This window comes from Micromonospora orduensis (assembly GCF_006228125.1).
Classification (GTDB): Bacteria; Actinomycetota; Actinomycetes; order Mycobacteriales; family Micromonosporaceae; genus Micromonospora; species Micromonospora orduensis.
Genome location: NZ_VDFY01000209.1, coordinates 1 through 20,984, shown reverse-complemented (window position 1 = coordinate 20,984; position 20,984 = coordinate 1). Strand labels below are relative to the sequence as shown.

The window sequence follows — 20,984 nt, the reverse complement described above, 5'->3', positions numbered from 1 at the left end:
GATCTTGCGGATCTTGCGGCCCGGCCCGCCCGGCCCGCAAGATCCGCAAGATCCGCACAACTTCGGGGATGTAGTGGCCTCGCAGGGTCGCGCAGGCCACCACATCCCCGTGGTTGTGCGGATCTTGGGCGGGGGCGCGACGCGACGCGGCGCCGTGGGGCGGCGCGGCTGCGCGTCCGGCGCGATCATTGGGTACGCTGTCGGCGCGTCCCGTTTCGGCGGGGCCGAGCGCGGGCGTAGCTCAATGGCAGAGCTTCAGTCTTCCAAACTGACGGTGCGGGTTCGATTCCCGTCGCCCGCTCCACATCTTCCGGTCCAGGTCAGCGGACCACCCGCCGAACCTGGGCTGGTCAAGCTGCGCCTGTGCCGCCCGGAGCTGGTCGCGCACCGCGCTGGACAGGTAGGTACTTACCGGGCGGCCCCATCCGGCGGTGGCTCGCTCGCGCGCACCAGGCTCTGCGCCTGCCGACCATGCCGGCCGGACGGACCGAGCCTGAATCCCTCGACCCAGATCCACTCATCCTGTGGCGGACGGTTGGCCACCAGCCGAACCCGGTCACCCACAACGTCACCGCATCCCCCGGCGGGGGTCGAACCCGCCTTAGCTCTGCGGAGCTGCAACCGACGACGACGCCGGCAACCACAGCGTTGGATGGGGCGGTCGTCGGCCAAGAGGTATGCGGATTCAGGGAGATGCCCAATGGTCAATGACCGGACCGGCGCTCTTTACGTGCATGATCATGAATTGACATGATCGTCAGGGACGGTTGCCGTCCATCCACTGACGAAAGGTCGCCGCCCATGCCGATCGCACCCTCTGCCACGTCCTTCCCGCGTGTCGTGCACCGTGCCGCCGCTCTCGCGGTCGCTGCCCTCGCGGGGACCTGCCTGGCCGCCGTGAGTGCCCAGCCGGCCTCGGCGACGCCTCCCGGCATTCCGTCGAAAGCGACGGCACAGTCGCAGCTCAACGCCCTGACCGTGGCGTCACAGGGCTCGACCAGCGGCTACTCCCGTGACCTGTTCCCACACTGGATCACGGTCAGCGGTAGCTGCAACACCCGCGAGCAGGTACTCAAGCGCGACGGCACCTCCGTCGTCGTCGACAGCTCCTGCGCCGCCACCTCCGGCCGCTGGTACAGCCCGTACGACGGAGCAACCTGGACGGCAGCCTCCGACGTCGACATCGACCATGTCGTGCCGTTGGCCGAGGCTTGGCGCTCCGGGGCGAACTCCTGGACGACCAGTCGCCGGCAGAGCTTCGCCAACGACCTCACCGGTCCGCAGCTGATCGCAGTCACGGACAACGTCAACCAGGCCAAGGGCGACCAGGACCCCTCCACCTGGCAGCCGCCCCTGTCCTCGTACCGGTGCACCTACAGCAAAATGTGGATCACCGTGAAGTACAACTGGAACCTCACCCTGCAATCCTCGGAGAAATCCGCACTACAGAGCATGCTCAACACCTGCGCCTCCTGACCAGCGCGTGCCACCCGGCCGGCAGTCACGCCGACGACGCAGACCGGCCGGGTCACCCGCTCAGGCAGCGTGATCGGTCACCACGACACCGCCGCTGACCGGCGATCCGGGCAGATCACGACGGTGCGGGTTCGATTCCCGTCGCCCGCTCCAACGAACCCCGGCCCGGGTCGGCGGCGTTGTCGCCGACCCGGGCCGGCGGACACCCGCACGCTTCGGCCCGCGGGGCGGGCGATGGTTACGCCTCGAACGGGTGGAACTGGTCACCGGCCTCCGCGTCCGCCAGGCTGTCGTACTCCCGCCGACGGGTGAAGACGCGCCCCCGCTCCACCCGCACATACTTCCCCTCGTACGGGAAGACGATCGCGGTCTTGTGTCGGCCACGAGTCACCCTGAGACGTCCGTTCTCCAGGGCATCGAGGAAGGAAACGATGTCGCGTTGGATCTCGTCCCCGAACCATTGCTGACGGGGCTCGGACACGTCGTACAGGTCGGTGTCGATGCTGTACCGAAGCTCGGGCGACTCCCCGTCCGGGTCGACGACGAAGTCGAGCAGGACTCCCTTGCGACCTAGACCCACCCGCAGGTGGAAGCCCTTGCCCGAGACGCGGTACGTGCGCAGCTCGTCCTCGGTCTCGACGTTCACGTCGAAACCACGCGCACCGAGCCTCGCCATCACGGGGTCGATCTCGCTACCCATCTTCTGAGCCATCAGCTACCAACTCTTGTAATAGGATTTACCGAGCCAGTTCAGGTCAATGCCGACCTTGCGCAACTCGAGGTGCAGGTGGACGGGCGACAGCGCCTTCCCCAACGTGCCCAACTTTTTGTAGTGCTTGGGCGCGGGGCCCAGCGAAACCCGGACCGGTGTGCCCGGAATGATTCGGCCAATCCGGATGAAGTTGTTGCCTCCGTTGATCCACTTTCCGAACTTCGCTAGTGCGTTCGGAATGCAGGGGACCAACCCGAACGGATCGATCTCGTACGTCGGATTGCTCACGTACGCGTGCGGGTCGGGTGCCGCTTGCTGGCCGAGCGGATCCGGGGAGGCGTAGCGGGCGGTGGCCGGGTCGTAGTAGCGGTGGTAGTTGTACGAGGAGCCGGTTTCCGGATCATGGATCTGGCCGGGAAAACGCAGTGGACAATCCACACCCGTGGCGCTGACGTGGGTCGGGATTCCCCAGATCGTGGCGCGCTGCTGCCAGGCGACCGCACCGTCCGGGCTGACCAGTTCGGTGGGCGTGCCGACCAGGTCGGTAACGATCGCGTAGAAGCGGCGGTCCACCTCGTCCTGAGCGGCCAGCCCATCGGTCTGGCTGATCGGCGTGAACGTGTCGGGGGCGTACTCCCAGGTGCTGCTGCGCTCGCCGTCCTCACCGCGACGGGTCTGTTCGATCAGCAGCGCGCCGTCCCAGGCGAAGTCGACCTGCTCGACCACCACGCCGCCGGTGTCGAGACGTTGCTTGGCGACCCGCCGGCCGAGCGCGTCGTACCGGTAGCGCCAGCGGGTGCCGTCCGGTGTGACGACGGCGGTCAGCCGGTCCTCGCTGTCCCAGGAGTAGCGCCAGGTCGACGGCTTGGTCGAGCGTTCCTTGCGCTGTCGCAGGGTCATCCGGCCGGCCGCGTCGTACTCGTACCGCACGTCCCCGGCCCGCCGGATCAGGGTGCCGGTGTACTCCCGATCGCCCCGGGCCGCGCCGCGGTCATCCGACCCGGGCCAGGCGGCGCTGGCCACGTTGCCGGCCTCGTCATAGGCGTACCGCTCGGTCCAGTCGGCGGCCTGCACGGCGGTGATCCGGCCGGCCCGGTCCAACTCCAGCCGGCGCGCGCCGGTGAGCTGGTCGGCGACGTCGGTCAGGTAGCCGTCGGCGCGGTAGCGGTAGGCCTGGTGGGCGATCAGATCCGGCACCGCGGCCGGGTCCGCGGGACTGACGGTGAGGACCTGGGCGAGCAGCCGGTGGTTGGCGTCCCAGCTCTGGGTGAGAGCGAGACCGCCGACCGCCCGCCGGGTCTCCCGGCCGGCCGCGTCGTGGGTGAAACTCACCGTCGCGCCGCCGGTGCGCAGGACCGCCGGCCGGTGGCCGGCGTCGTACTCCCACACGCTCTGCACCCCCGCGGGGGTACGCCGGTGCGTCCGCCGACCGAGAACGTCGTAGGACGAGGTGACCTGTCGACCGTCGCGGATCTCGGCGAGCACCCGACCCAGCGGGTCCCGGTCGATCCGGAGATCGACATCCGGCGAGGTGGCCTGGAGCAACCGGCCGGCCGGGTCGTACCCGAAGGTGGTGACGCCCTCGGCGGTGCGCTTCTCCACGACGTTGTCCAGCAGGTCCCGGACCAGCTCGACGGCCTGTCCGGCGCCGTTGGCGCGGGCCACCAGTCGGCCGGCGGCGTCGTGCGTGTAGGTCTGGGTCCGGCCGTTGAAGTCGGTCTCGGCGATCAGCCGCCCGGCCGGGTCGTAGTCGTAGCGCCAGGCCAGGCCCTGTGGGTTGGTGACCGTGGTGAGCCGAAGTTCGGTGTCGTAGGTGAAGGACAGCCGCTGGCCGTCCGGCCCGGTACGCGCCACCGGCAGGTCGAACGGGCCGATCTCGAACTCGGTGGTCGCCCCGGACTGGTCGGTGTGGGTGACCAGGTTGCCCTCCGGGTCGTAGGTCCACTCCTCGCTCACGCCGTCCGGGGTACGCCGCCAGGCGGGCCGCCCCTCGGTGGTCCAGCCGATGCGGGTGGTGCCGCCGAGCGGGTCGGTCAGCTCGCAGACCCGGCCGGCCGGGTCACGCCGGTAACTCGTCACCGCGCCGGTGGGCTCGATGACCTGGCTGATCAGCCCGGCCGGGTCGGTGGTCACCCGCAGGGTGTTGCCGAGGGCGTCGATCGCCTCGGTGAGGTGGCCGGCCTCGTCGTACCGGTAGCGGGTCACGGCACCGATCGGGTCGGTGACCATCGTCAGGTTGCCGCGCTCGTCGAACTCGCGCCGCCAGACCGCGCCGTCGACGTCGGTGACCACCACGGGCTGACGCAGGTCGTTGTACGACGCGGACACCCGGCTGCCGTCCGGGCGGGTGACCTCGACCAGGTTGCCGTCGTCATCGTAGGACCAACGAGTGGTCCGCCCGAGAGCATCGGTTTCGGTCAGCTTTCGATCGAAATGATCCCAGGTGAAGGCCGTGACGTTGCCCAGCGGGTCGGTGAGCCGTTGGGTCTGGCCACGGTCGGTCAGCTCGTAGAGGGTGGTGTGGCCGAACGAGTCGTCCACCGCGGTCCTGCCGGCCACCGGGTCGTAGCGCAACCGCGCGGACAGGAATCCGCCCGAGCCGGTGGCGGCCACGCAGCGCCCCTGCTCGTCGTAGGTGTAGCGGTACTCCTGCCCGTTGCGGTCCTGCCAGTGGGTCAGCCGCCCGTCGCCGTCGTACCCGAACCGCAGCGGATGCCCCGAATCGTTGATCACCTCGGCGAGGTGACCGGCCTCGTCATAGGCGAACCGCACGAGCGTCCGGGCGTCACCGGAGGGGTCCGCGTCGAGCAGGCTCAGTGCCGCCACCCGGCCGTGCAGGGTGTCCACCGCGACCCGGTATCCGCCACTGTGCCGGATCTCCGTGATCTCCCCGCCCTGCCATGCCAGGTCGATCCGGTGCCCGTTGCGGTCGGTGACCGCACACAGGGGCAGCACCTGAACGGGCTCCCCGTCGCCCTCGGGCTCAGGGTGGTCGGGCACCGTTCGGAAGTGCAGGGCGAGACCGGTCCCCGGCTGGTCGACCCGGTAGCCGTCGGCCGTCGAGGTGAGCGGCCAGCGTGGTCCCGTCTCCGGCACAACCGCCCCCGTGGCCGAGGGCGTCGGGTAGGTGAGGACCGTCCCGTCCTCGGCGACGAGGCAGACTCCGTCGTCATCGACCTCGACGCGCTGGTCGAGGAGGGACGCCCAGGACGGCCCGAACCACCGGCCGATCCGGTACGACGACAGGTGGCTGCGGCTCAGGACGAGTGGAAGCAGACCGGGTAGTTCGGCGTCGATCTGGGTGAGCACCACCTCGCCGCTGGCCACGTCGATCGGGTCACCGGCACACCTGCGCAAACCCATCGGAATGCTCGCGCGGGGCATGCTCGGGATCGCCGATCGCGCCTTGCCGAGGCCCTTGGCTAGAGCCGGCAACCCGCGCTTGGCCAGGGCCATTGCGGGTTTGGCGAGCTTGGCCAGTCGGCCGATGGGCACGACCGTGAGCACCGTGTCGATCAACAGGTTGGTGAGGCTGCCCTTGCCGGTCGCCGCGTAGAGCGACGCGTCGATGAGCAGGGCGGCGGCACCGGCGGCGATGGCGATCGGCCCCATGATGGGGGCGAGGACGGGAATGAAGGAGAGAAGACCGGCCACCAGGGAGACGATCTTCAGCGCGCCGGAGAGCTGCTGTAACAACTCCTGGTTGTCCCGGACGAAGTTGGTGAACTGACCCTTCAGGTCCCACCACTTCGGATTTTCCTTGAAGCGCAGACCCTTGGCGTCGTTCACCACCCGTACGCAGTCGCGCACCGCCGTGGACAACTCGCCCCGCAGGGCGCCGGCCTGCGCCACGCACTCGTCCCAGTCCCGCTGGGCCTGCGACAACGCCGCACCGGCCGCCCCGCTGTCCGAGCGGTACGTGTCCGGCTGGGTCGTCGCCTGCTCCGGCGGTCGGTCGGCCACCTCCTGCTCGTGGCGCCGGTCCGCCTGCTCGGCGCGGTCCGCCCGCCCCCGCGCGCTCTGCAGGGCCGCCCAGAGACCCGGCGCGCGCTGCGCCAACGGACGCATCCGATCCTGCAACGACGACAGCGAGTCCGCGAATGTCGTCAACCCGGTCGACACCTTGCCGAACGCGTCACCGGTGATCCGCAGATGCCCCGGCATCTCGGCGTTCAGCCCCTCGCGGAACAGATCACCCTCGGGTCCGACGAACTGACCGGTGTCCAGACCGGTGATCTGACCCGCGGCCTGAGTCGCCGCCGACCCGAAATCGTGCCACTTCGTCGCCGACGACCGGATCGCCGACGAATCGCCTTCCATCCTGAACAGATGCGCCGGAAACTCAGCCATCCCGCCCGGACCTTCCCCGTGTCCACGCCTACAAGCCCGCAACCATCCACTGAGCCCCGGCGCGGGGACGACCGCTCGTACGCCGCCCCGCCCGGCACCACCTGCCGCCACGGCGCGTCCGGACGCCGAAGACGCCCGGACGCCGCCACGCCGGACGGGTCAGCCCTGCAGGGTCCCCCGTACCTGACCGCGCATCTCCTGCACGGACGTCGTGGTCTGACCCAGGGCCTGCTTCACCGAGTCGAGGATCTGCTTCACGGTGTCCGCCGCGGTGTTCCACTGCGTCTGAATACCGTTGTAGATCTCCATCTCGTCGCCCTCCCAGTTGGCCTTCACCCGGGTGACGAAGTTGGTCAGATCGTCGAGGCTCGCCTGGACCCCGTTGGCGACCGAAGCGATGTCGCCCTGCGCCGACCCGGCGGTCGACTCGTCGTAACTGAAAACGTCACCCATGATCCCGGTAACCTCCCCGTCAGCCGCGGAACTTCGCGCCATCCCAGTTGGCCGACCCCATGGTCGACTGCAACTGGCTGGTCTGCTCCGAGTGGTAGGTGTCGTAGAGCTGCCCTGCCGAGCCGACCCGGCTCGTGATGTCCGTCAGTGCCTTGTTCAGGTCGGCCATCGCGGTGTTCCACCGCTGCGTCAGCTGGTCCCAACTCTGGAATGCCGCGCCCTTCCACACCGCCGGCAGCGGCTCGATCGCGCTGATGAACGACCGCGCCTGGCTGTTCAACGCGGCGACCGAAGTGTCCAGATTTGACGAGTGTTGATTTACCGCATTGTCGGTGATCGAAAACTTCGCACCCATCCGAAGCCCCTCCCGTGAACTCGACCCACAGTCACTCGAACATAGACGCACGACGCTCATTGAGCGTTACCTCAGTCGCATATCTCGCACAATCTGCGCGGCAATGTCGAGAATTATCTCCTCGGTTCGGGCGGAGAGATCGGCCCAGCGCAGCGCGGCGGCGTCCCGCAGCGCCGGGTCGAACGGCAGCACGAAGGTCGGAACGCCACCGGAATCACCAGGCGACAGCCGGGCCGCGGCATCGGGCGGTCGCGCGTCCCGACAGACCAGCACCTGCACACCGATCCGGTCGAACGGCTCGCGCAGCAGCGGGACGATCCACGCCCGACAGTCGGCCAGCCACCGCAGGCCACGGTCGTCGCTCGGGGCCACGAGCACGACCCGGTCGGCCCGGGTCAGCACCGCCGGTACGACCGGATCACCGGTAAGCGGCGGAGTGTCGACGACCCGTACCGGGAACCAGCGGCTGAGGGTGGTCGAGACGGCGCCGTACTCGGCGGCCGTGACCGGTGACTCGGCGCCGCCGGGCGGACCGGCCAGCAGCATCGCCCGCCCGGCCAGCGCGAGGCGCTCGCGCAGCCACCGCTGACCCACGGCGGGGCGGCGGCCGGTGGTCGCACCCCGCAGGCCGAGAGCGGCCAACACGACCTCGGTGGACCCGGCAGGCCGGACCGCCAGCCGGGCGTGCAGGCCGCCGCCGCGGCCGGTGTCCACGGCGAGCACCCCGCCGCCCTGATGCCGGGCCAACGCCGAGGTCAGCAGGGCCGCCACTGTGGAGCGGCCGGTGCCCGAGCCCGGCCCGACCACGGCGATCGTCCCCGCACGGAGCCGGGCGGAGAGGATCTCGCGGCGCTCCCGCTCGGCCCGCAACCGCGCGGTGAGACGGGGGTCGAGAGCCCGTACCATCGTCCGGCCGATATGTCGGTAGTCGGTCATCGGGGCCTCCCACATAGACGTGAGTTGTTAGTCTTACTGACTGATGACGGGGAGGCGGGATGACGTACGTTCAGTATCCTTATGCGACGTTGGTGAGCCTAGGCGCAAATCTGACCACCCTCGCCGACCAGTTGGAAACGGATCATCGCGGCGTGGTCGACTGCGCCGGCCTCACCGGTGATCATGCCGATATCCAGGGCGCGATCTCCGATTTCCGGGATGAGTGGAAGACCAGCCTGCTCGAGTTGATGAACAACATCGGCGAGTGGGGCGGGCTCGCCAGCGCGATCGGCAAGATGGTCGCCGATTTCGACAACCAGACCGCCGCCGCGCTGCGCCCGACCGAATCGTAGGGGTGGCGCGTGAGCGACGTCTCCATGCTCGATCCGCTGCCGGCCCATGATCTGAAACTCAATCCGCACGCCCCGCATCCGGATTTCGCGTGGTTCATCGGGATTCCCTCGGACTGGGCGCTCCTCGACACCCATCCGGAGTCGTGGCAGCGCAGCGCCGCCCGGATGGTCGACGACCGGTTCTTCGGGCAGCGGCTGCGCGCCGCCGAACGTCGGGCGGTCCTCCAGTTCGTCGAGCAGCTCGTCGCCGACTGTCAGCGTGCCGGCGCCGCGTTGAGCCTGGTGCAGCTGGGTCGGATGTCCAGCGGCGCGGTCGGCAGCGCGGGTCTGCACCTGGGCTGGTTCAACTCCGCTCCCCAGCCGGCCGGCCTCGCCCTGGTCCGGCAGACACTGCCGCGCACCGGCACGGCGGAAGAGGTCGAAACCCCGGTCGGGCCGGGCGTGCTGCACCGCGACGTCGCGTCCACGGTGCCACCGGGCAGCCTGACCCGGGTGCGTTCGGCGGTGCTACAGCTCTTCCTGCCGCTGCCCGGCACCACCTGGACGGCCGTGCTGAGCGCCGCCACACCACACACCGAGATGGAGCAGGTCCTCGCCGAGGTCATCGTCGCGGTGGCGCAGAGCATCAAGCCAGCCGATCAGGACGACGTGGCGGCCGCGAACGACGCGGCGCGGGGCCACGACAATGACTGACGACCGGGGCGGGCGCGGCCGTGGCTGACAGCCGGGACAGGGTGGTGGTCGAGGCGCACGCGCTGCGCACCGCCACCGCCAAGGCCGCGCTCCTGCACGGGTCACGGCGCGGTCCGCGGGATCTGCGTCGCCCGTACGCGGCCGTGATCGCGAGCCTCGTCGCCGGCGCCCTGCTGCTGGTCGCCGTGTGGGCGATCACCAGCATCGGTGGACTGCTCGCCGAGCAACGCCAGAAACGAGGGCTGGGCCCGGCCGCCGCCACGCAACTCGCCCCGGGCATTGCCCGCGCCGTCATCCGGGGATCGGCGGCGCCGGCGGACTCCCCGGCCATCGTGATCGTGCCCGCGCAGCGCCGATCGCGCTGATTGACGGCTGCGGTCGAGCGCCGGCTCAGCCGGCCGCCCAGGCAATACCACCGAAGACCGCGATCACCAGTGGCACGAGACTGACCACCGCGAGCACCTCGGCCAGGTCGAAGAGCTGCCGCAACCGGGCGGATCCGACGTCGTCCAACCGGGGACGGCCCGCCCCGAGCACCACCGCCGCCACCACCAGGGCTCCGGCCACCGTCAACCAGGCCGTCACGACCTCGTCGGCGCCGGTGAGCCGGACACCACCGAGCACCGCCACGGTGGCCGCTGTCACCGGCGGCACGAGCATGGGCAACACCTGACCCGTACGCGTGAAGACGCGCGACCGCAGCGCGAACACCAGACCCAGCACCCCGCCCAGCACCACCCCGACACCGGCCGGCCCGGTCAGCAGCACCACGCAGGCGGCGGTGGCGGCCAGCGCGACACCCACCACGACACCGGACAGCACGGACTGTCCACGACGGATCGCCGTTGTGACCAGGCGCCGGCCGACCCACTGGCTCTCCTCCTGCCGCCGCAGCAGATCGACGAGGCCGGCCGAGCCGAGCGCGAGCTGCGGCGCCAGCCCCACCGCGAAGACGACCACGACCGAACCCACCGCCGCCGCCTGCCGCGGATCGAGCCCGGCGGCGAGCAGCGCGGTGCCGAGCCCGCCGAGAACCGTCACGGCGAACCCACCGGCCGCGACGGCGTACCACCGCTCACCCACCAGCGCGAACAGGGCGGCGCCGACCCCGGCGCCCAGGGCGCCGGCGGTGAACCAGGCCGACTCCGGCCAGCCGACGGCCCGGGCGAGCGTGACGCCGGCGACCAGCCACGCCGGCACGGCCGCGGCCATCAGGAGCGTGCCGGCGGACGCGCCGAGCACGCGGCCGACCAGCGCCGCCAGTGCGGCCACCGTGAACAGCAGCGCCGGGGCCACGGCCACCGGGACGGGCATGGTGGTCAGCGCGTACGTGGTTGTCAGCACCACGACACCTGCCAGCGCGGCGCTGCCCGTCATCCGGGCGGAGTCGCGCCACTCGCTGCCGTCACCGTCCAGTTCGGTACGCACCTCGTCCACGACGTCGTCGACGAGCGGTGGCAGGGCCGCCTGCTCGGGCGGGGTCAGGTAGAGCGTTTCGGCGTCGATGATCCCGGCCTCGTCCAGTGACCGGCGGGGATCCAACCCGCCGGAGCCCACCGTGGACAGTTGCCAGCGGCCGGCGGCTTCGGGCGCGAGCGACAGCAGCTCGCACATCTGCGGAACGAACTCCAGCACCGGCCGGGCCGCGGGCAGACTGATGTCGAGGCTCCGCCCGCCGGCCACCACGGTTACTCGGGTGAATCGGGTTGCCATGACCCTCCGTCCCCGCACGGTCGGCTCAGTGTGTCGACCGGTACTACTCTAGGCAGTCGGAGCACTACCGGTAACCCGGCCGGAGCACCGACCGGTCCGGCCCGGAAGGGGTCGCGATGACGCAGCGGGTGATCCACCGACCGGCCCGGGTTCCGCCAGCGGAGCCGGAGTTGACCGCGCTGGACGTGGTCTCACCACCGGCGACGCCCGACGGTGGAGGCGGGTTCGCGGGCGTCATGCAGGTCTTCCTCCCGATCATGGGCGGCGCCGGCATGTTGCTCATGATGATGGCCAACCAGAACCCGATCATGATGATCGCCGGGTTCGGCATGCTGATCGCCACGGTGTTCGGAGGGATCGCCGCGTACGTCACCCAGCGCACGGGCGCGGCTCGACGCTTCGGCCGGCAGCGGCAGCGATATCTGGAGTACATCGACCGGGTACGCGACCAGATCCGGGCGGACGCGGTCACCCAGCGGGCCGCGGCCCAGCACCGGCACCCTGCCCCGGAGGTGCTGCCGGACCTTCTCCGTGACCCGCACCGGCGCTGGGAGCGGCGGCTGACCGACCCGGACTTCCTGGTGCTGCGGGTCGGGCACGGGCAGGATCGCCTCTGGCGCCGGGTCACCCTCCAGGCGGACGAGAACAATCCGCTTGTCGATCTGGACCCGGTGACCCTGGCCGCCGCACGCCTGGTGGTCGACCGGGACCGGCTGCTCGACGGCATGCCGGTCGCGGTGCCGGTCACCGGCGTGGTCTCGGTGGTCGGCAGCCCAGCCGCCACCCGCAACCTGATCCGGGTGCTGGTGGCGCAGCTCGCCACCCTGCACGCCCCGGACGACGTACGCCTCGCCTGGCTCCTCGGCGGCACCGCCGGGCTGGAGTTCGACTGGTTGAAGTGGCTCCCGCACTGCCTGCACCCGAGTGAGTACGACGGCCCGGCCCCGCAGCGGCTGGTGGCTTCCGAGCCGATGGCACTGGCGTCGCTGCTGACCGCGGAGCTGTCCCGCCGTGTCGGTGAGGTCAGCCGGGCCCGGCGACTGGGCGATCCGCAGCACCGGTTCCGGGGCAGCCGGCTGGTCGTCGTGGTCGACCAGATCTCGGCCGGGCGTGCCGACCCGCTCGGCCACCTCGAAGCCGGTATCGCCCCCGACGACCTGGGCGTGGCGGTGGTGGTGCTCGTCGACGACCGCCAGCACGAACCGTCCCACGTGGACGTACGGGTGCTCTGCGAGGACGACCGGGTCACCGTGCAGGACCTGCGGAAGGTCACCGACAGTCGGGGGCCGGCGATCCTGGCCCAGCGCGAGCGGCTGCGCGGCGCGCCCGCCGGCACGGTCGACCGGCTCGACCTGGCGGAGATGGAGCTGCTGGCCCGGCGGGTCTCGCCGCTGCGGCTGGTGGCCGACACGGTGGACGACGCCCCGCTGGAGGCGACCGTCGACCTGCGTGGCCTGCTCGGCATCGTCGACGAGGCGAGCTACGACGTGCGCTCGCTGTGGGCGCCCCGGATGCTGCCGGACTTCCTCACCGTGCCGTTCGGGGTGGGCCCGGACGGCAACCCCGTGCACCTGGACTTCAAGGAGGCCGCGTTGGGCGGCATGGGCCCACACGGGCTCTGCGTCGGCGCCACCGGCTCCGGCAAGTCCGAGGTCCTGCGGACACTGGTGCTCACCCTCGCGATGACCCACCCGCCCGAACGGCTGAGCCTGGTCCTGGTCGACTACAAGGGAGGCGCCACCTTCGCCGGACTGGAACACCTGCCGCACACCTCGGCGATGATCTCGAACCTCTCGGACGACGCCGGACTGGTGGATCGCCTGCACGACGCGATCCAGGGGGAGATGAAGCGCCGCCAGCAGATCCTGCTCGACGCCGGCCAACTGGCCAACATCACCGAGTACAACAGGCGGCGCGACGCGGGCCGCCCGCTGCCTCCGCTGCCCAACCTGATGGTGATCATCGACGAGTTCAGCGAGCTGCTGACCGCCAAACCGGACTTCATCGAGCTGTTCATCGCGATCGGCCGGATCGGCCGGTCGATCGGAATCCACCAGATGCTCGCCTCGCAGCGGCTGGAGGAGGGTCGGCTGCGCGGGCTGGAGTCGTTCCTGTCGTACCGGCTGGGGTTGCGCACCTTCAACGAGCAGGAGAGCCGCACCGTGCTGGGGGTGCCCGACGCGTACCGGCTGCCGCCACTGCCCGGTTCGGGATACCTGAAGGTCGACACCACGATCTTCGACCGGTTCAAGGCGGCGTACGTGTCCGGGCCGTACCGGCCGCCGGCCGGCGAGGAGGTGGTGGACGCCCCACCCGACCCCATGATGTTCCTGATGTACAACGTGGCCCGGCATCCGCCGAAGCTGTTGACGAGCAACGAATCGGCGGCGGGGGCGGACGAGAGCGTCACGGCGCCGAGCACCCTCGACGTGGTGGTCAACCGGCTGCGCGAGCACGGGCGGCAGGCGCACCGGATCTGGCTGCCGCCGCTACCTGCCGCGCTGCCACTGGACGCCGTCGTCGGCCCGTTGGAGACCGATCCGGCGTACGGCCTGGTGGCCCCGATGGAGCGGCGCGGACGGCTGCAGATTCCGCTCGGCCTGCTCGACCGGCCCACCGAGCAGAAGCAGGAGCCGTTCGTGCTGGACATCTCCGGTGGCGGGGGGCACGTCTGCGTCCTGGGCGCGCCGCAGACCGGCAAGTCGACGCTGCTGCGCAGCCTGGTGGCCGGCGCCGCGCTGACCCACACGCCGCAGGACATCGCGTTCTACTGCGTCGACGTCGGCGGCGGGGCGCTGAACGCGCTGGCCGGGCTCCCCCACGTCGGCGGGGTGGCCGGTCGTCTGGACCCGGACCGGATCCGCCGCACGGTGACCGAGGTCAGCATGTTGATGACCGAACGGGAGGAGCTGTTCGCCGCCCACGGCATCGACTCCATCGACACCATGCGGCGGATGCACCGGGAGGGGCGGCTGCCCGAGTTGCCCGCCGCCGACGTGGTGCTGGTGATCGACAACTATCCGGTGCTCAAGGCGGAGTTCGAGGATCTCGCCGACCTCGTACAGGACATCGGCGCCCGTGGGCTCGGCTACGCCGTACACCTGGTGTTGACCGCCGGTCGATGGTCGGACCTGCGGATGCAGCTCCAGGCGGTGATCGGCTCGAAGATCGAGTTCCGGTTGAACGACCCGCTGGACTCGACGATCAAGCGGCAGGCCGCCGAGAACCTGCGCGCCGACACCCCGGGCCGCTGCCTGACCCAGGACGCCCTGACCGCGCACATCGCGCTGCCTCGGATCGACGGCAGCGACGACGTGGGCACCTTGCCGAAGGGACTTGACGATCTGGTGTCCCGGGTGGCGACGGCCTGGTCCGGGCCGTCGGCTCCGGCCATCCGGATGCTGCCGACCATGATCGGGTATGCCGAGGTGTCCGGCGGGCTCCCCGCCGACGGGCGGGTCCGGCTCGGGCTCGACGAGGCGGAGCTGCGGCCCACCCTGCTCGACCTGTTCGGCACCGACCCGCACCTGCTCGTCTTCGGCGACTCGGCAAGCGGCAAGACGTCCCTGCTTCGCCTGCTGGTCCGGGACCTGACCGCGCAGTTCACCGACGACCAGGTGGTCTTCGCCGTCATCGACCTGCGGCGCACCATGCTGGACGCGGTGCCCGACGCGTATCTCGGCGCGTACGCCGGCACCGCCACCGCCGCCGCGGGTCTCGTGCAGGGTGTCGCCAGCGAGGTGCGCAAACGGCTTCCTCCGGACACCCTTACCGTCGACCAGCTCCGGAACCGCTCGTGGTGGAAGGGGCCGGAGATCGTGGTGCTGTGCGACGACTACGACCTGCTGCCCGGTGGCGGCGCCGGGCCGTTGGCGCCGTTCCTGGAGTTCCTGCCGCAGTCGAAGGACCTCGGCTTCCACCTGGTGCTGGCCCGGCGCAGCGGAGGCGCCGGGCGGGCCGTGCACGAGCCGGTGCCGCAGCGGATGAAGGAGGTCGGCTGCGCCGGCCTGCTGCTCTCCGGCGAGCGGCAGGAGGGCCAGCTCTGGCCGCAGGCCCACCTCTCCGTCCAGCCGCCCGGGCGGGGACGGCTGGTGCGGCGTGGCCGTCGTACCACCCTCGTCCAACTGGCGTACGTCGAGTAGAAGACTCCCCAGCACGCGCCAACGACGCTCCTTGACAGATGCCGATCAATGGACTGGTGTAAGGACCAAGCCACATCGACGTCCGTCACAGGAGGGCACATGATCGTCCGACGACGGTGGACAGCTGCCGCCACCACAGCGATCCTGATCAGCGCGGTGCTGTCCCATCCCGGCTCCGGATCGGCGGCACCCGCCGCCCCGGCCAGCCCGATCACCCTGACCGCCACCGAGACCGCGCTGGTCCGGGTGCAGCTGCGCGATCAGGCCCAGCTCGACCGGCTTGTCGCCACCGGCGCCGACCTCGCCAACCGCCCCCGGACACGGGACAGCCGGATCCTCGCCGACCTGGTGCTGACCGGCGCCCAACTCGCCGACCTGACCGCGCAGGGCGCCACGGCCGTGCAGATCGTGCAGCGTGCCGGGGACGGCAGCCGGCACTTCGCCGACAGCGTCCGCGCCGCGCAGACCCAGACCAGGGCCGGGCTGCGGGCACCGGCCGCCGACCAGCGGACGACCACCACCGCGGCGGTGGACACGCTCCAGGTGCAGCAGGCGTACTGGTGGGCCACCTCCGGGCAGACGTTCCTCCAGGCACAGGTGGCGACCACCGCCACCGACGACCCGGACGTGGAGATCACCGTCAGCTGGCGGACCGCCGACGGGGCCACCGGCTCGTTCCCGCTGTACCGCTTCGAGGACTCCGGCGAATACCAGTACCATTACGCGCTGCCCCAGCCGGTGCCGAGCCGGCCGGTCCAGCTGACCGCCACGTCCAGCCTCGGCGGGGTCAGCCGGGTCGTCACGCCGTCGCTCTGGCCTAACGCCACCCCGCCCCCGCTGCCCGCCGGCTACCAGAGGGACTTCATCGACGCGTACCTGACGCCGGTGGACGTGCAGGCGCGGATCAAGCGGTTGGCCCGCCAGTATCGGGACCTGGTCGACGTGATCGACCTGCCGAACAGGACCCAGGGGTACCGACGTAACGCCGTGGCGTACCTGGGTGACCCGGCGGTCGCCGCCGTGGTGGTCGAGTCGGTGCGCTTCGGCGACCAGGGCATGAACGGCGTGCAGGTGCGGACGGTCGACCCGGGCCGCCGGAACCGGCCACTGACCGTCGCCTACCGCGACCGCGTCCTCACCGTCTCGCTGGCCACCGACACCGCCGGTAAGACCGTGAGCACCACCGACGAGGTCGCGGCGGCGATCACCGCACGGCAGCCGAACCGGTTCCGGGCCACCGTCGAGGACGGCTCGACGGGTCTGCCGATGCCGGTCGCCGGACCGGCCCGGCTCGACGACGGCCTCCAGGGCACCGAGGTGCCGACGAAGCCGTGGACGGTGCAGGCGCTGCGCCTCGGCGTACACCGGGACGGCTCCCGCGTCGGTGTGCTCGCGTACTCCCAGGAACACGCCCGGGAGTGGGCCACGCCGCTGGTGACGCTGGAGTTCGCCGAGCGGATGCTGGCCAACGCCCGCACCGACCCGGCCACCCGTGAGCTGCTGGAACAGGTCGACGTGTTCGTCATCCCGACGGTGAACCCGGACGGGGCGAACTACTCGTTCAACGACTTCAACATGCAGCGCAAGAACCTGGTCAACCACTGCGCCGGGGCTGCCCGCGACCCGAAGAACCGCAACTCGTGGGGCGTCGACGTCAACCGCAACTACACAGTCGGGTCCTACTTCGACGGCTACGTGGGCGCCAGCGCCAACTGTCTCTCCGGCAACTACGCGGGCACCTCGGAGCTGTCCGAGGCGGAGAGCCGCAACGTTGTCGCGCTCGCGCAGGCCCACCCGAACATCAAGTTCGCGATGAACGTGCACTCCTACGGCGGGTACTTCATGTGGCCGCCGGGGGCGTACCGGGCCGACGGGCGGGTCACCCTGCCCCGGCCGTCGATCGACGAGTCGACGCTGTTCCTGAACAGCGCCAGGCGGATCGTCGGCGCCATCGCCCAGGAGCGCGGCACCGTCACCTGGCCGTCGCAGACCGGCCCGGTCGCCGACGTGCTCTACTCCGCCGCCGGCAACTCCGCCGACCAGCTCTACTACGAGCTGGGCATCTTCGCCTGGGACTTCGAGGTCGGCAACGACCGCTGGAACGCGGACACCGGCCAGTGGGAGGGCGTCGGCTTCCAGCCTCCCTTCGACGAGGCGCACGCCGAGTCCCAGGAGTACGCGGGCGGTCTCGTCGAGCTGGTCCGGGTGGCCCGCGACTACGCCGCCGCCGAGTCCGCCGCCCGCTGACGCGCCGTGGTGCCGCGCCCGGATCCACGGGCGCGGCACAACCGCCGGGCCGACACCGACCCGGAGGCTATGGCCGCATTTAGCCCGTTTCCGATCGAGAGCGCCGGGGTAGGGCTACGGCATGGACACGACGACAACGGCACACCTCATCGGCGGACCTCGTGACGGCAGCACCCTCGACGTCGGGGGCGACGCCCTCGTCGAGGTGGAGATCGACGGCATGATGCACCGCTACATCAGGACCACCAGGCAGCACGACGACGGTGGCCCGCTCTACAACTACGACGGGATGGTCGCCCCGGACGGCGGCGAGCCCGGCGTCGAGGACCCGGCCGCCCGGGTCGCCTCCCCAAGGGCCGACGCCGAGGGGCACGGCGGCACCCACTGACGGCCCTGGAGCCGCCGGTACGCACACGAACCGGCCGGCCACGGATGAACCGTGGCCGGCCGGGTAAGCAGCACCCCTGCCTGGTGGGGAGACGACCGGGTGCACGGGCGGGGCGGCCCCGAGCCGACCCGCCCGTGCGCGCCTCGACATCAGTTCGAGGAGATCCAGTTCCAGGCCGAGACGACCCACTCGGTCTGCTGCAACCAGGCCACCCCGAGACCGACGAGGAAGACCGCGGTCGCCAGGTGCGCGCCGCGCGCGCTGCGCCGTACCCGCCCCAACTGCCGCTCCAGCACCACCCGGCCGACCAGCCGCGACAGCGCGAACAGGCCGACCGCCACCAGCATGCTCAACACGAGCACCAGCAGCGGCCCGGACAGGTCACCCCCACCGGAGAGCGCCCAGATCCCCCAGCACACGAACGCGAACAGACCGGCCGCCGTACTCCACTCGCCGCCCCGGCGCAGCTGCGCCAGGTGCCAGCTCAACGGACGGCGCGGCGCCTGCTCACCCGGCCAACCGGTGCCGGTCGGCTCCTGCCCGACCACCGGGAACGGTTCGGTGCGCGGTGTACGCGGCTGACCCACCGGGGCCACCCCGCGCCGGAAACCGTCGCGCTGCGGCGGGACCCCGACGCCGGCCTGCGGTGGCACCTCCACGGTCCGCTCCGCCCACGGCTGCGTCTGGTCTGCCATCTCGTCCTCCCCCTGACCGACGGCACCACCACCGCCTGAATTCGAGGGTAGCCACCCGACAAACCCTCCCGCCGACCCCGTCCGACCCGCGGGCGGGCAGGGTACGGTCGGCTGATGGGTGACCCGGACCGACGACGGCGACGGCTGCGCCACCATTCCGACCCCGACCCGGGTGGACGGGGCGCCGACGGCTCGACCGCCAGCACCGCCGGGGTGCACGACGGTGACGAGCCACCGCCGCCGCGCCGTCGAGGTCAGGGCGGTGACGACCGCGACGGCGAACGAGGGCTGCGAGGGCTGGTCGGCTCCGGCTCATCCCAGGTGGGGCTGAGCGCGGCGCTACGGGCGCGGGACGCGGCCCGCCCCACCGACGACGACCTGGCCGAGGCGGAGGCCCGGGTGGTGGTCGTCCGGCGCAACTGGGTGCCCCGCGAGGACCTGCCCCGCTCGCCGCGCTGACCCGCCCTGTGTCAGGGCAGGTCGGGCAGCTGCCGGGTCCGCTCGTACTCGGCCACCTGGGTGATCCGCCGGGCGTGCCTGTCGTTGCCGGAGAACGGCGTGTTCAGGAACGCCTCGACGATGCCGGTGGCCTCGTCCAGGGTGTGCTGACGGGCGCCGACCGCTACCACGTTCGCGTCGTTGTGCTGCCGGGCCAACTGGGCGGTCTCGACGCTCCAGGCGAGCGCGGCACGGACCCCGGCGACCTTGTTCGCGGCGATCTGCTCGCCGTTGCCGGAGCCACCGATGACCACACCCAGGCCGGCCCCGTCGGCCACCACCCGGTCACCGGTGTGCAGGCAGAACGCCGGGTAGTCGTCGTCCGGGTCGTAGCTGTGCGGGCCGACGTCGACGACGTCGTACCCCTGCTTGGCCAGGTGGTTGGCCAGGTGCACCTTCAACTCGAAACCGGCGTGATCGGATCCCAGGTAGACGCGCATACCGCGCAGTCTCTCAGGCCGCGCTCTCCGACGTCGCGGGGGCGGCGTCGGAGAGCCGGGTTCGTCACACGGCCGGGTGGGCGGTTCTTCAGCGGGGCAGCTCGGCGACCACCAGGCCGGCGCGCGCCTTCGGGGTGAACCAGGTGCTCTTGCGGGGCATCTTTTCCCGGGCCAGGTTCACCGCGACGAAGTCGTCCACGGTCACCGGCGCGATCAGGATGGCCAGCTCGGCACGGCCGGCGTCGACCTCACCGGTGAGCCAGCTCGCCGGGTAGTCCCCACCCACGTAGGTGATCCGCTTGTCGCCCGGGTCCAGGCCCAGCGCGTCCCGCAGCAGCAGCCGCTCGACCAGGGCGTGGTCCAGGTTCTCCAGGCGGCCGGTGGTGCCCTCGGGCAGGCGCACCGCGTACCCCTGGTCGGCCAGCCGGAGGTGGACGACGCCGCCGGCGGTCGGGACCTCGACCGGGCCGTCGATCGGCTCGACCTGCGCGCCCGCCGCCCGCAACCGGTCCAACAGCTCGGCCGGCGTGGTGGTCAGCTCGCTGACCAGCCGGTTGTACGGCTGGATGGCCACCGACGCCGGGGTGGTCACCACGGCCAGAAAGCGCGGCAGCCCGCCGGTCTGGGCGGCCAGGCTGCGGTGGTTGCCGTCGGCGACGACCAGCTCACCGCCACCCGCCAGGGCGGTCAGCGCGTCCTGTTCCGGGCCGGGGCCGAGCAGCCAGATGGCGTGCGTGCGCCCCGCCTGGTCGGTGTCCGTCGCGGCGGGCGCACCGCCCGCGTCGGTCGCCGCCGCGAGCGCGGCGTGCAGCTCGTCACCGCACCCGGTCTGGAGCAGGAGTACGGGTGAGAGCAGGTGACCGAGCGCCTCGGCGAGCGCCACCCGCTCGCGCACCTTGGCGATGAACACGTCCTCGTTGCGGATGACCAGGCCCGGCTCGTCGGCCCGGGTGGAGATCTGGTCGGTGTCGACCATCGCGAACAGCCCGTACGCCGGGGACTCGCCCGGGGCGCTGATCCGGTAGAGCACCACCACCTGCTCGGCGGGGGTGTAGCTGCCGTCCGCCTTGGCCTCGGTGAGGCGGGCCACCGCGTCCGGCAGGGCGTCGAGGAAGGACTTCCCCGCGCTCTCCGGCGCCCGGTGCGGCATTTCGATGCCGAGGGCACTGTGCGGGTTCGCCTCGATGATCGCGGTGATCTCCGCGTCGTCGGCGAACTCGTCGTAGTTCTGCCCGCCAGTGCCGCCAGTGGTGATCCAGGCCCGGTTGATCGGGTGCACGACCGTCATGCCCGCTGACGCTACCGGCGACCGCGCCGGAGCCGACGGGGACCCGCGCAGCGTCCACCAGATGAAAGCTCCGCGAGGGCGGCGCGGTGGTCAGCCAGCGCGGCCCGAGGTGCCCCGGCGGTGCCGGCCGGCCACGGCGGGCCCGCCGTTACCCCTGCGGCCGGTCGTGGCCGGCCCGGTGCCCGCGTTGCGGCGGGGTGACGCGGGCGGCCCCGGTACGGGACGCTCGGGGGGCGGCGCGGGCA

Annotated in this window: 17 protein-coding genes and 1 tRNA gene; 9 read left to right on the top strand and 9 right to left on the bottom strand. The window is 71.4% G+C overall.

What is annotated here, in order from left to right; translation table 11 throughout:
* Positions 1 to 230: 230 nt before the first annotated feature.
* Both FHG89_RS24330 and FHG89_RS24320 read left to right on the top strand, forming a co-directional pair.
* A tRNA-Gly gene (locus FHG89_RS24330) sits at positions 231 to 304 on the top strand.
* A 497-nt stretch (positions 305 to 801) separates the two neighbouring features.
* Positions 802 to 1,476: an HNH endonuclease family protein gene (locus FHG89_RS24320; protein ID WP_139586736.1), complete on the top strand. Its 675-nt coding sequence runs from the start codon at positions 802 to 804 to the stop codon at positions 1,474 to 1,476.
* Between the two features lie 238 nt (positions 1,477 to 1,714).
* On the opposite strand, the gene FHG89_RS24315 is transcribed toward FHG89_RS24320, so the two are convergent.
* The 5 genes from FHG89_RS24315 to FHG89_RS24295 form a co-directional block, all read right to left on the bottom strand.
* Positions 1,715 to 2,176 carry a hypothetical protein gene (locus FHG89_RS24315; RefSeq protein ID WP_167517512.1) on the bottom strand — a complete coding sequence of 154 codons (462 nt, stop codon included), beginning with the start codon at positions 2,174 to 2,176 and terminating at the stop codon, positions 1,715 to 1,717.
* Between the two features lie 15 nt (positions 2,177 to 2,191).
* On the bottom strand, positions 2,192 to 6,538 hold the full coding sequence (locus FHG89_RS24310; RefSeq protein WP_139586734.1) for a DUF6531 domain-containing protein: 4,347 nt from the start codon (positions 6,536 to 6,538) through the stop codon (positions 2,192 to 2,194).
* Positions 6,539 to 6,697: 159 nt separating this feature from the next.
* Positions 6,698 to 6,991 (bottom strand): WXG100 family type VII secretion target, encoded by a 294-nt coding sequence (locus FHG89_RS24305; protein ID WP_167517511.1) that lies wholly within the window; start codon positions 6,989 to 6,991, stop codon positions 6,698 to 6,700.
* Positions 6,992 to 7,010: 19 nt separating this feature from the next.
* Positions 7,011 to 7,346: a WXG100 family type VII secretion target gene (locus FHG89_RS24300; RefSeq protein WP_167517510.1), complete on the bottom strand. Its 336-nt coding sequence runs from the start codon at positions 7,344 to 7,346 to the stop codon at positions 7,011 to 7,013.
* A gap of 66 nt (positions 7,347 to 7,412) precedes the next feature.
* Complete coding sequence (locus FHG89_RS24295; protein ID WP_139586731.1) at positions 7,413 to 8,282, bottom strand: CpaE/TadZ family protein; 870 nt, start codon at positions 8,280 to 8,282, stop codon at positions 7,413 to 7,415.
* Positions 8,283 to 8,341: 59 nt separating this feature from the next.
* On the opposite strand from FHG89_RS24295, the gene FHG89_RS24290 reads away from it, so the two are divergent.
* From FHG89_RS24290 to FHG89_RS24280, 3 genes are read left to right on the top strand one after another with little or no spacing between them, the layout of a single operon-like run.
* Positions 8,342 to 8,635, top strand: a complete 294-nt coding sequence (locus FHG89_RS24290; RefSeq protein ID WP_139586730.1) for a hypothetical protein — start codon at positions 8,342 to 8,344, stop codon at positions 8,633 to 8,635.
* Between the two features lie 9 nt (positions 8,636 to 8,644).
* On the top strand, positions 8,645 to 9,328 hold the full coding sequence (locus tag FHG89_RS24285; RefSeq protein WP_139586729.1) for a hypothetical protein: 684 nt from the start codon (positions 8,645 to 8,647) through the stop codon (positions 9,326 to 9,328).
* 20 nt (positions 9,329 to 9,348) lie between these two features.
* Positions 9,349 to 9,693 carry a hypothetical protein gene (locus tag FHG89_RS24280; protein WP_139586728.1) on the top strand — a complete coding sequence of 115 codons (345 nt, stop codon included), beginning with the start codon at positions 9,349 to 9,351 and terminating at the stop codon, positions 9,691 to 9,693.
* Between the two features lie 25 nt (positions 9,694 to 9,718).
* Here the strand turns inward: FHG89_RS24280 and eccD are convergent, their stop codons facing one another.
* On the bottom strand, positions 9,719 to 11,041 hold the full coding sequence (eccD, locus tag FHG89_RS24275; RefSeq protein WP_139586727.1) for a type VII secretion integral membrane protein EccD: 1,323 nt from the start codon (positions 11,039 to 11,041) through the stop codon (positions 9,719 to 9,721).
* Positions 11,042 to 11,157: 116 nt separating this feature from the next.
* Here eccD and eccCa point away from each other — a divergent pair, with 116 nt between their 5' ends.
* The 3 genes from eccCa (at position 11,158) to FHG89_RS24260 (ending at position 17,818) form a co-directional block, all read left to right on the top strand.
* Entirely contained in the window at positions 11,158 to 15,183 is a 4,026-nt protein-coding gene (gene eccCa, locus FHG89_RS24270) for a type VII secretion protein EccCa (protein WP_139586726.1), read from the top strand.
* A 99-nt stretch (positions 15,184 to 15,282) separates the two neighbouring features.
* Positions 15,283 to 17,430, top strand: coding sequence for a zinc carboxypeptidase (locus FHG89_RS24265; protein WP_139586725.1), 2,148 nt, complete (start codon positions 15,283 to 15,285; stop codon positions 17,428 to 17,430).
* A 121-nt stretch (positions 17,431 to 17,551) separates the two neighbouring features.
* Positions 17,552 to 17,818 carry a hypothetical protein gene (locus FHG89_RS24260; protein WP_139586724.1) on the top strand — a complete coding sequence of 89 codons (267 nt, stop codon included), beginning with the start codon at positions 17,552 to 17,554 and terminating at the stop codon, positions 17,816 to 17,818.
* Positions 17,819 to 17,967: 149 nt separating this feature from the next.
* Here the strand turns inward: FHG89_RS24260 and FHG89_RS24255 are convergent, their stop codons facing one another.
* Positions 17,968 to 18,513, bottom strand: a complete 546-nt coding sequence (locus FHG89_RS24255) for a hypothetical protein (protein ID WP_139586723.1) — start codon at positions 18,511 to 18,513, stop codon at positions 17,968 to 17,970.
* A gap of 114 nt (positions 18,514 to 18,627) precedes the next feature.
* On the opposite strand from FHG89_RS24255, the gene FHG89_RS24250 reads away from it, so the two are divergent.
* A complete protein-coding gene (locus tag FHG89_RS24250) occupies positions 18,628 to 18,972 on the top strand; it encodes a hypothetical protein (protein WP_139586722.1) in 345 nt (114 codons plus the stop codon).
* A gap of 11 nt (positions 18,973 to 18,983) precedes the next feature.
* Here the strand turns inward: FHG89_RS24250 and FHG89_RS24245 are convergent, their stop codons facing one another.
* A complete protein-coding gene (locus FHG89_RS24245) occupies positions 18,984 to 19,451 on the bottom strand; it encodes a ribose-5-phosphate isomerase (protein WP_139586721.1) in 468 nt (155 codons plus the stop codon).
* An 88-nt stretch (positions 19,452 to 19,539) separates the two neighbouring features.
* Positions 19,540 to 20,739, bottom strand: coding sequence for a DUF1015 family protein (locus FHG89_RS24240; RefSeq protein WP_139586720.1), 1,200 nt, complete (start codon positions 20,737 to 20,739; stop codon positions 19,540 to 19,542).
* Positions 20,740 to 20,984: the final 245 nt, after the last annotated feature.

Coding starts and splice junctions, on each gene's coding strand:
- FHG89_RS24315 (WP_167517512.1), bottom strand. CDS start 2,176: ATGGGTAGCGAGATCGACCCCGTGATGGCGAGGCTCGGTGCGCGTGGT.
- FHG89_RS24255 (WP_139586723.1), bottom strand. CDS start 18,513: ATGGCAGACCAGACGCAGCCGTGGGCGGAGCGGACCGTGGAGGTGCCA.
- FHG89_RS24250 (WP_139586722.1), top strand. CDS start 18,628: ATGGGTGACCCGGACCGACGACGGCGACGGCTGCGCCACCATTCCGAC.
- FHG89_RS24320 (WP_139586736.1), top strand. CDS start 802: ATGCCGATCGCACCCTCTGCCACGTCCTTCCCGCGTGTCGTGCACCGT.
- FHG89_RS24310 (WP_139586734.1), bottom strand. CDS start 6,538: ATGGCTGAGTTTCCGGCGCATCTGTTCAGGATGGAAGGCGATTCGTCG.
- FHG89_RS24300 (WP_167517510.1), bottom strand. CDS start 7,346: ATGGGTGCGAAGTTTTCGATCACCGACAATGCGGTAAATCAACACTCG.
- FHG89_RS24265 (WP_139586725.1), top strand. CDS start 15,283: ATGATCGTCCGACGACGGTGGACAGCTGCCGCCACCACAGCGATCCTG.
- eccCa (WP_139586726.1), top strand. CDS start 11,158: ATGACGCAGCGGGTGATCCACCGACCGGCCCGGGTTCCGCCAGCGGAG.
- FHG89_RS24240 (WP_139586720.1), bottom strand. CDS start 20,739: ATGACGGTCGTGCACCCGATCAACCGGGCCTGGATCACCACTGGCGGC.
- FHG89_RS24260 (WP_139586724.1), top strand. CDS start 17,552: ATGGACACGACGACAACGGCACACCTCATCGGCGGACCTCGTGACGGC.
- FHG89_RS24245 (WP_139586721.1), bottom strand. CDS start 19,451: ATGCGCGTCTACCTGGGATCCGATCACGCCGGTTTCGAGTTGAAGGTG.
- eccD (WP_139586727.1), bottom strand. CDS start 11,041: ATGGCAACCCGATTCACCCGAGTAACCGTGGTGGCCGGCGGGCGGAGC.
- FHG89_RS24290 (WP_139586730.1), top strand. CDS start 8,342: ATGACGTACGTTCAGTATCCTTATGCGACGTTGGTGAGCCTAGGCGCA.
- FHG89_RS24305 (WP_167517511.1), bottom strand. CDS start 6,991: ATGGGTGACGTTTTCAGTTACGACGAGTCGACCGCCGGGTCGGCGCAG.
- FHG89_RS24295 (WP_139586731.1), bottom strand. CDS start 8,282: ATGACCGACTACCGACATATCGGCCGGACGATGGTACGGGCTCTCGAC.